The sequence below is a fragment of the Pseudomonas trivialis genome (genome assembly GCF_001439805.1).
Classification (GTDB): Bacteria; Pseudomonadota; Gammaproteobacteria; order Pseudomonadales; family Pseudomonadaceae; genus Aquipseudomonas; species Aquipseudomonas trivialis.
The window spans coordinates 146,577-161,759 of the sequence record NZ_JYLK01000006.1 but is presented as its reverse complement, the minus strand read 5'-3'; the positions used below and the strand labels follow the sequence as shown (position 1 = coordinate 161,759).

11 protein-coding genes and 2 pseudogenes are annotated in these 15,183 nt (G+C 63.7%); 8 read left to right on the top strand and 5 right to left on the bottom strand.

Translation table 11 applies throughout. The annotated features are described in order from the left end of the window. Positions 1 to 19: 19 nt before the first annotated feature. On the top strand, positions 20 to 1,231 hold the full coding sequence (locus TU79_RS11490) for a YeeE/YedE family protein (RefSeq protein WP_057008080.1): 1,212 nt from the start codon (positions 20 to 22) through the stop codon (positions 1,229 to 1,231). A gap of 1 nt (position 1,232) precedes the next feature. Here the strand turns inward: TU79_RS11490 and TU79_RS25260 are convergent, their stop codons facing one another. After that, a complete protein-coding gene (locus TU79_RS25260) occupies positions 1,233 to 1,394 on the bottom strand; it encodes a DUF2986 domain-containing protein (protein WP_069665338.1) in 162 nt (53 codons plus the stop codon). Positions 1,395 to 1,467: 73 nt separating this feature from the next. Here TU79_RS25260 and TU79_RS11485 point away from each other — a divergent pair. The 4 genes and pseudogenes from TU79_RS11485 to TU79_RS11470 form a co-directional block, all read left to right on the top strand. Continuing rightward, a pseudogene (locus tag TU79_RS11485) lies at positions 1,468 to 1,659 on the top strand (helix-turn-helix domain-containing transcriptional regulator); the annotation flags it as partial. Positions 1,660 to 1,675: 16 nt separating this feature from the next. After that, on the top strand, positions 1,676 to 2,371 hold the full coding sequence (locus TU79_RS11480; protein ID WP_057008079.1) for a tRNA (adenine(22)-N(1))-methyltransferase: 696 nt from the start codon (positions 1,676 to 1,678) through the stop codon (positions 2,369 to 2,371). Positions 2,372 to 2,637: 266 nt separating this feature from the next. Continuing rightward, complete coding sequence (locus TU79_RS11475; RefSeq protein ID WP_057008078.1) at positions 2,638 to 4,695, top strand: methyl-accepting chemotaxis protein; 2,058 nt, start codon at positions 2,638 to 2,640, stop codon at positions 4,693 to 4,695. A 75-nt stretch (positions 4,696 to 4,770) separates the two neighbouring features. Beyond that, positions 4,771 to 6,507 (top strand): OPT family oligopeptide transporter, encoded by a 1,737-nt coding sequence (locus TU79_RS11470; RefSeq protein WP_057008077.1) that lies wholly within the window; start codon positions 4,771 to 4,773, stop codon positions 6,505 to 6,507. A 303-nt stretch (positions 6,508 to 6,810) separates the two neighbouring features. On the opposite strand, the gene TU79_RS11465 is transcribed toward TU79_RS11470, so the two are convergent. Next, the gene (locus TU79_RS11465; protein ID WP_057008076.1) at positions 6,811 to 7,437 is read right to left on the bottom strand and encodes a glutathione S-transferase family protein; all 627 of its coding nucleotides are present in this window, start codon (positions 7,435 to 7,437) and stop codon (positions 6,811 to 6,813) included. 156 nt (positions 7,438 to 7,593) lie between these two features. Between TU79_RS11465 and TU79_RS11460 the strand changes: the two genes are divergently transcribed. The 3 genes from TU79_RS11460 (at position 7,594) to gbdR (ending at position 10,983) form a co-directional block, all read left to right on the top strand. Then, a complete protein-coding gene (locus tag TU79_RS11460) occupies positions 7,594 to 8,325 on the top strand; it encodes a BPL-N domain-containing protein (protein ID WP_057008075.1) in 732 nt (243 codons plus the stop codon). Between the two features lie 136 nt (positions 8,326 to 8,461). Then, positions 8,462 to 9,868 carry an amino acid permease gene (locus TU79_RS11455; RefSeq protein WP_057008074.1) on the top strand — a complete coding sequence of 469 codons (1,407 nt, stop codon included), beginning with the start codon at positions 8,462 to 8,464 and terminating at the stop codon, positions 9,866 to 9,868. Positions 9,869 to 9,891: 23 nt separating this feature from the next. Continuing rightward, positions 9,892 to 10,983 (top strand): choline metabolism transcriptional regulator GbdR, encoded by a 1,092-nt coding sequence (gene gbdR / locus TU79_RS11450; RefSeq protein ID WP_057008073.1) that lies wholly within the window; start codon positions 9,892 to 9,894, stop codon positions 10,981 to 10,983. A gap of 201 nt (positions 10,984 to 11,184) precedes the next feature. Here the strand turns inward: gbdR and TU79_RS11445 are convergent, their stop codons facing one another. The 3 genes and pseudogenes from TU79_RS11445 to TU79_RS26910 form a co-directional block, all read right to left on the bottom strand. Beyond that, on the bottom strand, positions 11,185 to 12,948 hold the full coding sequence (locus tag TU79_RS11445; protein WP_057008072.1) for a S8/S53 family peptidase: 1,764 nt from the start codon (positions 12,946 to 12,948) through the stop codon (positions 11,185 to 11,187). A 93-nt stretch (positions 12,949 to 13,041) separates the two neighbouring features. Further along, positions 13,042 to 14,664: a methyl-accepting chemotaxis protein gene (locus tag TU79_RS11440; protein ID WP_057008071.1), complete on the bottom strand. Its 1,623-nt coding sequence runs from the start codon at positions 14,662 to 14,664 to the stop codon at positions 13,042 to 13,044. A 237-nt stretch (positions 14,665 to 14,901) separates the two neighbouring features. Continuing rightward, a pseudogene (locus tag TU79_RS26910) lies at positions 14,902 to 15,108 on the bottom strand (methyl-accepting chemotaxis protein); the annotation flags it as partial. Between the last annotated feature and the right edge of the window lie 75 nt (positions 15,109 to 15,183).

The window sequence follows — 15,183 nt, the reverse complement described above, 5'->3', positions numbered from 1 at the left end:
AATGCCAAACGAGATCCCCATGAGTACCTCCCTTTCCCTGGCGCCCACGCGCAAGCCAGCCGCGCCGCTGCTGGCCTTTATTCTGCTGATCGCCGGCGCGCTGTTCCTGCAAAGCACGGTCGGTGCGCGCCAGGTGCTGTTGCTGGTGGTCGGCGCTGCCCTGGGCCTGACCCTCTACCACGCCGCCTTCGGTTTCACCTCGGCGTGGCGCGTGTTCATCAAGGACCGGCGTGGGGCCGGGCTGCGCGCGCAGATGGTGATGCTGGCGGTGGCGGTGCTGCTGTTTTTCCCGGCGCTGGGCGCGGGCACGCTGTTCGGCCAGCCAGTGGTGGGGCTGGTGGCGCCGGCCGGAGTGTCGGTGGTGTTTGGTGCCTTTATCTTCGGCATCGGCATGCAACTGGGGGGCGGCTGTGCGTCGGGCACCTTGTTCACCGTGGGCGGCGGCAATGCGCGCATGCTGGTGACGCTGTTGTTCTTTATCTGCGGTTCGCTGATTGCCACGCACCATGTGGATTGGTGGTTTGCGCTGCCGGCGTTGCCGGCGATGTCCATCGTCAAGCTTTTCGGCGTGGTGCCGGCATTGGTCCTGAGCCTGGTGGTGTTTGCGGCGATTGCGCTGCTGACCGTGCGCCTGGAAAAAGCCCGGCACGGCCAGCTTGAAGAAGGCGTGACAAGCGAGCACCAGGGGTTGCGTCGCTTTCTGCGCGGGCCGTGGCCGCTGGTGTGGGGCGCGATTGGCCTGGCGCTGCTCAACTACGCCACCCTGGCCCTGGCCGGTCGGCCGTGGGGCATCACCTCGGCGTTCGCGCTGTGGGGCGCCAAGGTGGCGAGCGGGTTGGGGGTGGACATGTCCAGCTGGGCGTTCTGGCAGATGCCCGGCAATGCCAAGGCCCTGGCCGCGCCGGTGTGGGAAGACATCACCAGCGTGATGGACATCGGCATCGTCCTCGGCGCGCTGCTGGCCGCAGGCCTGGCCGGACGCTTCGCCCCCAGCCTGAAAATCCCCATGCGTTCACTGGTGGCGGCGGTCATCGGCGGGCTGCTGCTCGGCTACGGCTCGCGCCTGGCCTACGGCTGCAACATCGGCGCGTACTTCAGCGGCATCGCCTCGGGCAGCCTGCATGGCTGGGTGTGGCTGGTGGCGGCGTTTATCGGCAACGGCGTGGGTGTGCGCCTGCGGCCGTTTTTCTTTGCCGGTGAAAGGCCGCAGGTGGCGTTGAACGGTTGCTGAATCAGCTCTGCGGGGAAAGTTCCGGGGTTTGATCCGCTTCGTTCGCCAGCCTTTCCCGCTCGGCCTTGCTGATGTATTTGTCTTTGCTTTTAGGCGCCAATTTGGCGTTGGCCTTCTTCGCCTTGGCTTTGAAGAGTTGCTGCAGTTTCTTTTGACGGTTCATGGTTTCCAGCCCGGATGTGTGCAGGCGCGGATGATAGCAGTTTGAGTTGGCGTGACCGCTGGCTGTTCGGGCTCAAGTGGCAGAGGCAGCCGGGGTGAACCGGGAGAGTCTGTATAAAACCCTGAAGGGCGGTAGCAAAACGCGCTATGAGACTGTCCAGAAATTGATGGCGGCGCTGGGCGTCGAGCTGACGGAGCGGCCAATGGCTGCGCCTGCCAGTCAAAAAACGGTACGGGCCAAACGTGCCGTCGCCGGCGAGCCATGATCCAAAGGATCCACAGTTGAACGAACACACATTATCCCGGCGCCTTGAGCGCGTGGCGGCGCAGGTTCCAGCGGGGGCGCGCCTGGCGGATATCGGTTCCGATCACGGTTACCTGCCGGTCGCGTTGGTGCGTCGCGGAGTCCTCACGGCGGCGGTGGCGGGGGAGGTGGCCGAGACGCCCTTTCGGGCGGCCGAGCGCAGTGTCCGTGAGAATGGTCTCGAGCGCCTGATCAAGGTGCGCCTGGCCAGTGGGCTGGCGGCTATCGAGCCGAATGACGGGATCACCGCCATCAGTCTGTGCGGCATGGGCGGGGAGACGATTCGCGACATTCTCGACGCTGGCAAGGCGCGTCTCACCGGCCTGGAACGCCTGATCCTGCAGCCCAATGGCGGCGAGCAACCGCTGCGCCAGTGGCTGATGGACAACGGCTACCGAATTTTTCATGAGGAGCTGCTGCACGAGAACCGTTTCTACTACGAAATCATCGTTGCCGAACGCTCCACGCCGGTCGCCTATACGCCTGAACAACTGTACTTCGGACCGCTGAACCTGCAGGCGCGCAGCCCGGTGTTTTTGGCCAAGTGGCAGCGTCTGTTGCGCCTGAAGCAGCGCACCCTGGCAGGCTTCGAGCGAGCGTTGCGAGGGGGGCCGGAAGATCGACTGCGAGCACTTGAATTGCAGGTTGGCTGGATCAGCGCCTTACTGAAATAAAACCTGGCCATAATGCGCGAATCGCTACACGGCAATGCACCAATCCGGTGCCCGGTTACAGTGCCTGTCACACACTGAGTGGTTTCGCCCCATTTTCGCGCAGCGCACACGGGCGAGTCCTTGCCACGCCGCCATTTCCGGGCCTGTGGCCAACGGCCCATATCTTGCTTGTGCCAGACTAATCAATGACATGGCATTTTGCCGTTAGTCGTTTCAAGGCTTCGCCTCGCCGTGCACGGTGTGGGTTGTTCCAGGAGTTGTCGGCAATGCACAGTCTGTTATCACCCGGTATGCGCCTGCTCGGGCGCTTCGGTTTTGCGCGCAAGTTCCAGATTCTGTTCCTCCTGTTCATGCTGCCCCTGGTCGGCAGCCTGTGGATGATTGCGGCGGACTATCGCGAAAAAAGTGCGGTCATCTCCAGCGAAAAATCCGGCGTTCAACAACTGTTGGCCATGGACGCCCTCGACAGCCAACTCACCGCCCAGCGTAACCTCGCCGCGCGCTGGAAGGCGGTGGACCTGCTGCGCGAACCGACGCCGGCGGCTAAAGCTGCGATGGACCAGGTCGATGCCTTGAACCCCATGATCCAGCAAAGCCTGCAAGCCTTGGGCGACACGCTCGGCGCCCAGCAGGCCAGCGCCGAAACCCTGGCCCGTTTTACGGCGTTGCAAGCGACGATCAAGGGCATGGACACGCAATCGCTGCGCACCGTCGGCTGGTGGCCGGACGGCTATGACCGTTTCACTTCGGCGCTGACCGCGATGCAAGGCCTGCGCGAGCAAATCGCGCTGGACACCGGCCTGATCCTCGACCCGTGGCTGGAAACCTACCTGCTGATGCAAATCTCCACTCAGCAGACGCCGGACCTTATCGAGCGGGTCGGGCGCATGGCCAGCGTGGGGCAGTCGTCCATCGCGTCCGGGCAGTTCACCCTGCAAAGCCGCTTGCAGATGCGCGACCTGCGTAGCCGCATCGGCGACGCGCGGGATCAGTTGATCAAGGCCGCCGCCTCGCTCAAGGCCAAGCCTTACGCCGGCCTGGAGCCCTGGAGCACGCAGTACGACAGCAGCCTGCAACTGCTCGACGGCGAACTCAAGGTTCTCGACGACGGCGTGTTCGGCGGTACCATCAAGCTCGATAGCGCCGCCTTCGACCGCAGCGTCGACGCCATGCTCGGCAGCCTGGCGGCGCTGCGCAACCAGTCGCTCAACTCGCTGGATGCGCGCCTCAGCTATTACCACGCCCGCTCTCTGGAGCAATTCGTGCCAGTGGCGGCTACATTCAGCTTGTTGGCCCTGGCGGCCCTGTACCTGTTCATGTGCCTGCAGGCTGCGATACAACGCAGTGCCAGCGGCATCACCACGCTGGCCGAGTCGTTGCGCGACGGCAACCTCTGCGTGGAAGTGGCGGTGCAAGGCCGTGACGAGCTGGCCGCCATCAGCGCCGCGCTCAACGTTGCCGTGGCGCAATTGCGCACCAGCCTGCTCGGCGTCAACCACGAGACCGAACAGCTCGGTTCGGCGGTGCTGACCCTCAATGCCCAGTCGGGCAGCACCCTCAACGAAGTTGAAGACCAGCAGCACCAGATCAGCCAGATCGCTGCCGCCGCCACTCAGTTGGCGGCCACCTCGATGGGCGTGGCCAGAAGCTGCGAACAGGCGTCCGGCAGCGCCCAGCAGACCCGGCGCATCGCCGAAGACAGCAGCCGCGACAGCCAGCGCACCACGGCCAGCATCCAGCAGCTCAACCACCGCCTTACCGACACCGCCAACGCGCTGGAGCAGGTGAGCCAGCAGGGCCAGCAGATTCAGTCGGTGGTCGACACCATTCGCGGCATCGCCGAACAGACCAACCTGCTGGCGCTCAACGCCGCCATCGAAGCCGCGCGCGCGGGGGAACAGGGCAGGGGCTTTGCCGTGGTGGCCGACGAAGTGCGCAGCCTGTCGCAACGCACCCAGGCCTCCACGGCGCAGATCGCCAGCACGGTGGACAGCCTGCGCGCCACGGTCAGCCAGGCCGTCAGCCTGATGGGTGCCGCCTGCGAGCAGGCCCTCACCGACGCGGAATCGGTGACCGGGCTGGGCACGCGCCTGGGCGAGATCGCCGGCGCCGTGCAGAACGTCACCGACACCCTGGCGCAGATCGCGGCCGCGGTGGAAGAACAAGCGACCACAGCGGATGAAGTGAGCGGCAATATCCAGCAGGTGGACCAGGCGGCCGGGCGCTTGCTCGACGGCGCGCGGGCGGTCAACCAGGCGGCGGACACCCTGAGCAAAGGCAGCCGCGCCTTGAGCGACAACACTGCGCGGTTCCGCCTGGGCTGAGGCTGCGGATGAACCTTCGGGGGTTACGGGGCTCACTTGTTAAGTCGCCCTGTGCCCTTGCCGAAAGGAATCCGCATGCCTTCAACCCCGCCAACCTCCCCTTTGCACGGCCCCGTCGAACGTGAACTCAGCCCGCGCGCGGTCATTACCGGAGTCGTGCTCGGCATCCTGTTGACCCCCTCCAATGTCTATGCCGGCCTGAAGATCGGCTGGTCATTCAACATGTCGATCATCGCCTTGCTGGTCGGTTACGCGATCTGGCAAGGCCTGGCCAGGCGTTCCAGCACACAACTGCCGTGGACACTGCACGAGAGCAACATCAACCAGACGGTCGCCTCGGCGGCGGCGTCGATCATTTCCGGCGGGCTGGTGGCGCCGATTCCGGCCTACACCTTGCTGACCGGCCACCAGTTGGACCCGCTCCCGATGATTGCCTGGGTGTTTTCGGTGAGCTTTCTGGGCATCTGGATCGCCTGGTATCTGCGGCCCTCGTTGCTCAATGACAAGGCGCTGAAGTTTCCCGAAGGCATGGCCACCCTGGAGACCTTGCTGCACATTTACAACCACGGCCGCGAAGCCGCGACGCGCTTGAAGGTGCTGCTCGGCGCCGCGTTGCTGTCCGGGCTGGTCAAGTGGGTGGACACCTTCATGTGGGCGTTCCCGCGCGGGTCGCCGAGCGTGCAGCTCGAACGCCTCACGTTTACCGCCGACCCTTCGCTGTTGCTGCTCGGATTTGGCGGCATCATCGGCCTGCGCGTGGGCCTGACCCTGTTGCTCGGTGCGCTGCTCGCCTGGGGCGGGCTGGGGCCGTGGCTGCTGGCACAGCACCTGGTGAACCTGCCCGAAGGCAGCAGTGGCCCGCAGTTCGCCGCGCTGGTGGAATGGCTGCTGTGGCCGGGGGTGAGCCTGATGGTGTGCTCGACCCTGGCCTCGCTGGCGATCCGCCTGTGGGCATTGCATGCCTCGACCAAAGCCGGCGGCGGTACGCCCTGGGCCCTGCCCAAGCCCGGGCCGGCGGCAGGTTTCGTGCTGTCGATCATTCTGGTGGTGAGCCTGCAGGCGCTGCTGTTCGGCATCAACCTGGGCATGGCCCTGCTGACCATCCCCCTGGCGATTTGCCTGGCGGCCGTGGCGGCGCGTGTGGTGGGCGCCACCGGCATTCCGCCGATCGGGGCGATCGGGCAATTGTCCCAGTTGAGTTTCGGCATCGTCGCGCCGGGGCAGGTGCCGATCAACCTGATGAGCGCCAACACCGCCGGTGGTTCGGCCGGGCAGTGCACCGACCTGATGAACGACTTCAAGGTGGGCAAGGCGATTGGGGCGACGCCACGCAAGCAAATGATTGCGCAGATCCTGGGGATCTTCGTTGGCAGCATCGTCGGCGTGTTTGCGTACCTGGCGCTGATCCCTGATCCGCAGGGCATGCTGCTCACCGAGGAGTGGCCGGCGCCGGCCGTCGCCACCTGGAAAGCTGTGGCGCAAACCCTCACCCATGGCCTGGAGTCACTGTCGCCGAGCATTCGCTGGGCCATCGGCATCGCGGGCCTGATTGGCGTACTGCTGGGCGTGCTCGAGAGCACCTTGCCGGCCCATCGCGCACGCTACCTGCCGAGTGCGGCCGCCCTGGGCCTGGCGTTTGTGCTGCCGGCCTCGGTGTCGCTGATGATGGCGTTGGGCGCGGTGCTCACCTGGCTGGTCAGCCTGCGCTGGCCGAGCGTGACGCAGCGCTTTGCGATCACGGCAGCGGCGGGTTTGATTGCCGGTGAGAGCATCACCGGCGTGGGGGCGTCGTTGTGGCAGATGTTTCGGTAAACCGGCAGATCCGATGTGGGCGTGAGATATTTCAGCCAATCCCATTCCTGTGGCGAGCGGGCTTGCCCTAATGCCGTTCAGTTAAGCGCAGATTCCCTGTGGCGAGCAGGCTTGTCCTGCGTTGGGCTGCGCAGCAGCCCCAAAACCAGGCTTTGCGCGGTGTCAGGTATACCGCGGTTTCCTTGATGGGGGTGCTTCGCACCCCAACGCGGGGCAAGCCCGCTCGCCACAACAAGCCTGCTCGCCACAACAAGCCCGCTAGTCACAACAAGTCCGCTTGCTACAACGGACTGGCTCTACGCCTCACTTGGCAAACGCATACTCGCCACCTTGCTCCACCGCCTTGCGATACGCCGGCCGCGCCTGGAAACGCTGCACCCACGCCGCCAGGTTAGGGTAGGCCTGCAACTTGCCCTGGGCCTTGGCGATTTCGCCGATGAAACTCATCTGGATATCCGCGCCGCTCAACGCCTCGCCCATCAGGTAAGGCGAGTTTGCCAGGGCGTTATCCAGATACCCCAGGTAATTGGCCACTTCCGACTCGATACGCGGATGCAACGGCGCACCGGCTTCACCCAGGCGGCCCACGTAGAGGTTGAGCATCAGCGGGAGCATGGCCGAGCCTTCGGCAAAGTGCAGCCATTGCACGTACTCATCGTAGCTGGCACTGGCGGCATCCGGTTGCAGGCGGCCGGCGCCGTGGTGGCGGATGAGGTAGTCGACAATGGCGCCGGACTCAATCACCACCTTGCCACCGTCCTCGATGACCGGCGATTTGCCCAGCGCATTGATCGCCTTGAGTTCCGGCGGCGCCAGGTTGGTTTTCGGGTCACGCTGGTAACGCTTGATCTCGTACGGCAGACCAAGCTCTTCCAGCAGCCAGAGGATGCGCTGGGAACGTGAATTGTTGAGGTGATGGACGGTGATCATGGACGGCTCCAGAGTAGGGGGGTGTGCAGGAATGGACTGTCACAGGGCCGCAGAGTGCCCCGGGATCCCCCAGGGCGTTTACAACTGTTAACTTTTTTAAGCGGCCATTCGCTTTAGGCTATGTGCGTGCCCCCGACCTGTGAAGAATCTTCCACCATGAAATTGCACGCCATCGCTGCCACCGTCCTTGCCTTCGCCGCCTTCCAGGCATGCGCCGCCGCGCCGATCACCCATGTCGCCGTGTACCGGGGCCCGGCAGGGTGCGATGACTGCTCGGAAAACGTGAAAACCGCCCTGTTGCGCCTCAACCCCGGCTACCAGGTCGACTTCGTCGGCGCGGACGAGGACATCGACATCACCACGCAAACCCTCGCGCATTACGACCTCTACGTGCAGCCAGGCGGCGGCCAGGACATTCCCGGCGCGCTCGACAGTCTGGGCGACGAGCGCGCCGAGGCTATCCGCAACTATGTGGCCAAGGGCGGCCGCTACCTGGGCCTGTGCATGGGCGCCTATCTGGCGGACGACAACAACCTCGGCCTGATCCCCCACGCCATCGACACCGAAGCCGGTCGTCCGGGCTTTGAAGTGAGTGGCATCGACGACGCAGCGGTGCGCGTCACCTGGGCCGGCAAGCCGGACTATGTGTTCTATCAGGACGGCCCGTACTTCCCCACATCCACCGCAGCCACGCCTTATCAGACCCTCGCGACCTACCACAATGGCGACGTCGCGGCCGCGCGCTACACCTATAAAAAGGGCGTGGTGGTCCTCAGTGGCCCGCACCCGGAAGCCGGGCGCGAGTGGTTCGAAAACTCCGATATCCCCCTGGACAAAATGCCCCGTGGCGACCTGTTCGGTGCGTTGATCCACAGCGTTCAGGAGTAACGCCGCCGGCGTCACGGGCTGCCCGCGCTTTTGTGCATGTCGACATCAGGCACGATCGTGACGTACTCAGGCCTTTTCGCCGGGCTCTGCGCCCGTATGGTGGTGCGCAATTGGGTCGCAGAGCACAACAAAAACAATGATTAACCTCAACTCCAAGGATTCCAGCGGTCAGTTGGCGCAGGGCTTCAAGCCACGCCATGTGACCATGCTGTCGATTGCCGGCATTATTGGCGCCGGGCTGTTTGTCGGTTCCGGGCATGCCATCGCGGCCGCCGGGCCAGCGGTGTTGCTGGCGTACCTGGCCTCCGGGCTGCTGGTGGTGCTGGTGATGCGCATGCTCGGCGAAATGGCGGTGGCGCGGCCTGACACCGGCTCGTTCTCCACCTATGCCGACCAGGCCATCGGCCCCTGGGCCGGGTTCACCATCGGCTGGTTGTACTGGTGGTTCTGGGTGCTGGTGATCCCGATTGAAGCGCTGGCCGCCGGGCATGTGCTCAACCAGTGGTTCCCGCAGGTGGACGCCTGGCTGTTCGCGCTGCTGTCGATCATCCTGCTGGTGATCACCAACCTGTTCAGTGTGGCCAAGTACGGCGAGTTCGAATTCTGGTTCGCCATGGCCAAGGTGATCGCCATCGTCGGCTTTATCGGCTTGGGCTTCAGTGTGCTGATGGGCTGGATTCCGGACCGCGAAGCCAGCGGCCTGAGCCGCCTGATGCAGGAACACGGCGGTTTTGCACCTAATGGCCTGTCGGCGGTGGTGGGTGCGTTTATCACCATCATGTTCAGCTTTATCGGCACGGAGGCGGTGACCATCGCCGCCGCCGAATCGAGCAACCCCGCGCAGAACATCGCCAAGGCGACGCGCTCGGTGATCTGGCGCATTGGCGTGTTCTATCTGCTGTCGATCTCCATCGTGATTTCGGTGGTGCCGTGGAACGATCCGCTGCTGGCCTCCGTGGGCTCTTATCAGCGTGCGCTGGAACTGATGAATATCCCCAACGCCAAATTCATGGTCGACCTGGTGGTGCTGATCGCCGTGGCCAGTTGCATGAACTCCTCGATCTACATCTCTTCTCGCATGCTGTTTTCCCTGGGCAAACGCGGCGATGCGCCGCGTGCGCTCAAAGCCACCTCGGCGGCGGGCGTGCCCCGGGCGGCGGTGATCGCGAGCACCATCATCGGTGCGGGCATCACGCTGCTGAGCTATTTCATGCCGGCCGGGCTGTTCCAGTTTCTGCTGGCCAGCTCCGGCGCCATCGCGCTGCTGGTGTACCTGGTGATCGCGGTTTCGCAATTGCGCATGCGCCGTTTGCTGCTGCGGCAGAACGTTGAGCTGACCTTTCGCATGTGGCTGTTTCCCTGGCTGACCTACCTGGTGATTGTGTTCATCTGCCTGGCGCTGGGGGTGATGATGGTGACGCCGGACCACCGCCTGGAAGTGTCGTCGACGATTGGCCTGGCGCTGGTGATTTCGTTTATCGGCCTGATCACCGCGCGCCAGCACGGGCCGGCGGTCAAGCCCGTAGCGCTGGAGCAGCCCTGATCAGCCGCTGGGGAGTAACTGCCATGGCACCTGATGCGCCGGCCTGCCAGACCATCGGCTTTTTGCTGCTGGACCAGTTCACCTTGATTTCCCTGTCGTGTGCGGTCGAGCCGTTGCGCATGGCCAATCAACTGGCCGGTGAGGAGCTGTATCGCTGGCAGACCCTGAGCCTCAACGGCCAGCCGGTGTGGGCCAGCGATGGCGTGGCGGTCACGCCGGATGCGTCCACCCTCGACCCGCTCAACCTCGACGCCGTGGTGGTGTGCGGTGGCATTGGCATTCAACAGGCAGTGACCGCCGAGCATATTGCCTGGCTGCGCAACCAGGCGCGTCTGCATTGCCGGCGGTTGGGGGCGGTGTGCACCGGCAGTTGGGCGCTGGCCCTGGCGGGTTTGCTCGACGGCTTCCAGTGCAGCGTGCATTGGGAGCTGATGGCCTCAATGCAGGAAGCCTTTGCCCGTGTCACCGTGAGCGCGAGCGTGTTTACCCTCGACGGCAATCGTTTCACCAGCTCCGGCGGCACCGCGCCGCTGGACATGATGCTGCACCTGATCAGCCGCGATCATGGCCATGAACTCTCGGCGGCGATCTCGCAGATGTTTGTATATGAGCGTATTCGTAATGAGCGCGACCAGCAGCGCGTGCCCCTCAAACACCTGCTCGGCACGCAGCAGCCGAAGCTGCAGGAGGTGGTCGCGCTGATGGAGGCCAACCTCGAAGAACCCATCGAACTGGATGACCTGGCGGCCTACGTGCAGGTCTCGCGGCGTCAGTTGGAGCGCATGTTCCAGCGCTACCTGTTTTGCACGCCGTCGCGGTACTACCTCAAACTGCGCCTGACCCGCGCGCGGCAACTGCTGATGCAGACGTCGCTGTCGATTGTCGAACTGGGCGTGATCTGCGGCTTCGTGTCGACGCCGCATTTTTCCAAGTGCTACCGCGATTTTTTCGGTGTCGCCCCCAGCGACGAACGCGCCGACATGCGCCTGCACCCGCCACTCGCCTCACCGCCCCCGCTGCACGCCCCCGCGCCGGCAACCCCCAGAAGCACTCTGGAACAGGCACGAGACGAACCGACCTTCGCCAGCGTGCGCATTCAACGGCGCTGCTCCTGAATCAATCAAAACGCGGTGCACCTGACACTGCGAGGCGCCTGGTTTTGGGGCTGCTGCGCAGCCCAACGCGGGGCAAGCCCGCTCGCCACAACACGTCGCCCTCCCACTCAAAGGTGGGAGCTGTCGAGCCCCGGCGAGGCTGCGATGGGATCACTGGTTTCGGCAACGAACATGACATGTCTCGGGTTTCTGAAAAAGCCATCACCGTACACGTGTCCTGCTCTGCACCGCCAGATCCAGTGCTTTCTGCATGTCCAGCCGCGCCGAGCGTCCCACGTCCTTGTCGGTGCGCTGGTAGTTGCGCTCCGACGGCAGGATGGGCGCGGTGAGGTCCTGGGCGTCGCTGCGTTCAAAGTCGTTTTTTTCGCCGATGGCCATTGAGCTGCGGCGCAGCAGCATGCGCAACTGCTCGGGTTGCAACTGCGGGTTGATCGACAGCATGGCCGCCAGCAACCCTGCAACCATTGGCGTGGCATAGGAGGTGCCGCAGTGCACCGCGCCTTCCTGGCCGGCATCGCGGGTGGAGGCGTGGGTGCAGGCGGCGGCGGTGATGTCCACGCGCATGTCCACATTCGAGGAACTGCGCGTCACCGCATACGCTGGATCATCAACCGCCAACCCGCTGCGCTCGCCGCGCTGATGCCCGCCCACCACCAGCAATTGTTCGGTGATAAACGAGGAGGGCAGGCGATAGTCATCCGTGCCGGAGAACGCCGAGCCATTGCCAGCGGAGTTCACCACGATCACATCGGGATGCTCCTTGCGCAGCCAGAGAAAAAACTCCTCGAGCAATTCTTCATAGCCGCTCATGGCGATGCCGCTGCGCAGCAGCGAATCGACGTCGTCCCCGTTGACGTCCTTGGCGCCGACGCGATGAATGCCCCAGCTCCAGTTGAGCACGCGTACACCGTCCTCCACCAGATTGACCGACGCGGCGATATTGGCTGTGATGCCGGCATCGGAATCCCGGTCGACGATCACCTCGAAGCCGCCGCTGGCCTTGTCCAGCCCGCGCAGGAAACCACTGTTGCCGCCGTCATCCCAGCGCGCCGCGAGGATGCCCGCAACCGTGGTGCCATGGCCGTCCGGCGCGTTCGTGTCGCGCGCATACACGCACGTGCGCCTGGCGGCACAGGCGCCGAGATAATCGGCAAAGTCGGCGGTGTCGAAATCCACCCCGCGCTCGATCACCCCCACGCGCACCGGTTGCGGCAGGATCGGCGAATGCCGGCCCGGCAGGCGACTCTGGTAATAAGTCACCGCATCCAGAAAGCGATTGGCCGCCCACTCGTCGGAGTCCGGCGCCGGTTTGTCGGGTTTCTCGCGCGGCGCGGCGGCCTCGGCCTCTTCGGCGGCCGACTCCTCGACCACCACCGCATCGACGCTGGTCTCGCTGCCCAGACGCAGCACCAGCGCATCGCGCTGCACCAAATCCCTGGCGGGCAGGCGCAGCTGGAACAGGTTCAGCGGCGCAATGCTGCCGACCACCGTCGCCCCATACTTGCGGGCCAGGCGCTCGGCTTCCTGACGGCCATCGTGGTCTTCTTCGATCAGCACGCTGACCAGGTCGATGTAGGTGGTCAGGCCGTCCATGTTCTTCGCCACTTCGTTGGGCTTTGCCGCCACCACGTGGCTATTGCGCAGGCTCAGCCAGGCAGCGTTGCTGACGCGGGTGCCGTCCTCCAGCCACATGGGGCCGCTTTGATAGTGGCTGCTGTCCAGATGCACACGAAGGGTATTGCCGTCACGCTGCACCGCGTTCGCCGGCAGGGCGGTGACGCCCAGTTTGAGTGTTGGCGTGGCGTCACCCAGGCCACGTGCGGTCAGGCACCAGGCTTGCTGACGGTTTTCCAGCAGGTCGCCGCAGCGCTGCAGGTTTTGCAGGCGCAACGGTTCCTGGGCGGCGGCGGCCGTGCTGGCCGCCAGGGAGAGGAGGGAGGCGAGGGCTGCGGTTTTCAGAGGCATGAGCCGGGTTCTTTGCCGGAGAGGGTATTTCTCCGACTGCAACCGGGCGGGCTTCGTTCAGCGTGCGCCGAGCTCAGCCCCGCAGCCTGTGGATTACAACTGGAACTTGCTCACTTCGTGCTGAAGGCTGGTGGCGAGGTTCTTCAGGCCGCCACTGGTCTTGAGCAACTCCTGCACCGACACGTTGTTCATTTCCGCCATCTGCGCCGAGCGCTCAACGTTGCGGGCAACGTCCTGGCTGGCCATGGTCTGCTCACGCAAGGCGAAGGAGATCTGATCGACCACCTGGAGCACTTTCTCCGAGCTGTCGCGAATTTCGACGATGGCCGCGCCTGCGGTTCCCGCCGTTTCCACGCCCTGGCTCACTTCGAGCACACCACCGCGCATGCTTTCAACGGTTTCGCGCACGCCGGCCTGGATTTTCTCGATCATGATCGCGATTTCCTTGGTCGACTTGCCGGTGTTCTGCGCGAGCAGGCGCACCTCATCGGCTACCACGGCAAACCCGCGCCCTTGCTCGCCGGCCCGGGCTGCTTCAATGGCGGCGTTAAGCGCCAGCAGGTTGGTCTGGTCGGCGATGCCCTGAATCACGCTGATGATCGAGGAAATCTGTTCGGAGTGCTGGCCCAACCCCGCCACCTGGGTGGAGGAGTGCTGCACGGTTTTGGCAATGCCGTTCATGCTCGCCAGGGTATTTTCGATGACGCGTGCGCCGTCCTTGGATTGCTCGCCTGAGCGGCTGGCGAGCTGGTGTGCCTCGTCGGCATTTTCCGAGACGTGATGGATGCTCACGGTCAGTTCTTCAATGGTGGCGGCCATCATCGAGGCCGACGTCGACTGCTCCTGAATCGCACCGGACAACTGCTCCGACGCGCCGGAGATCTGCTGCACCGACAGTACCAACTGGTTGGCCGCTTCGCTGATCTGTTGAATCATTTCCCGCAGGCGTTTCTGCATGCGGTCGAAGGCTTTAGGCAACTCGTCATGGCTGCTGGTGTCGATCACCGTATCCAGTTTGCCGTTGGCAATTGCGGTAGCGGCATCAATCGCCAGTTGCAGGCGCCGAGTGGTGCTGCGGCCCAGGGAGGTGGCGAGGATCAACGACAACACAGCCGACAAGATGCCGCCCACGATCAGAATCGTCAGCGCCATATGTTTGGCATCGATCATCTCCTGGTTTCTTTGCGCCAGCAGGGCGGTTTCGGTGGCGGTGATTTCCGCCAGGGTCGCGCGCATGCTGTCCATCTTGGCCTTGTCGGCGCCGGCGGTGATGCGCGTATCCAGTTCGTCATCGGGCAGTTTGCTGGCCGTCAGGCTTCTACGCAGGGCGATGATTGGATCGATGTCTTCGGCAAGCCAGCGCTTTTGCGTCTCGCCCAGGCTGGTCAGGCGTTGCTGCTGCGCCGGGTTATCCGCCGTCAGGCGTTTGAGCAACTCCAACTTCTCTAAAAAGCGTTTTTCGCCGGCGACCAGAGGTTCCAGAAAGGTGTCTTTGGACGCGATAACGAAACCGCGCATGCCGGTTTCGATGTTGATCAACTGTTCCAGCGCCAATTGTGCGGCGCTTAATACTTCATAAGTATGCACGTTACTAGTTGTAGCATCTTCTACCGTTTCGAAGCCTCTATAGGCGCTCCCCACCAATAAACCAATCAGTACAACGACTGCGGTAAAACTTGCATAGAGTTTTTGCGAAATGCTTAGTTTGCTGAACATGATGTTCGGTCCTGAAACGTGCCTATCCGTGGCATGTATATTGGGTTTTTTGTGTGTTTCGGGCAGGGATTAAGGGCTCCGTAATTAACTATCGGCCGTGTTGTTGTTAACTTTAGAAGTGGCCTGTAGAGGGAGTGATAGTTCACTACTTTTTTGCTTTTTACGTCGTGTTTATTGACTTGACAAACCGCCTCTCTGCGTATTGGAGAGGCGGCTGAAACGGGCGACTTACCGAGCAATCATCCCGGCCGCCTGTTCGGTGGCTTCGGTGGTACGCGTTGCCAGCTTGCGCACCTCGTCGGCCACCACTGCGAAACCACGTCCGGCCTCGCCGGCACGCGCCGCTTCAATCGCGGCATTCAGCGCCAGCAGATTGGTCTGGCTGGCGATGCTCTGGATCGTCCCGACAATCTGCGACAACTGCGCAATGTTGGTTTCCAGCGTACGCTGGTGCTCGCCCTCCGCGGCGCGCAACGCTTGCTGCTCATGCTGCAAGTGCACGTCCACCAGCGCGCCCAC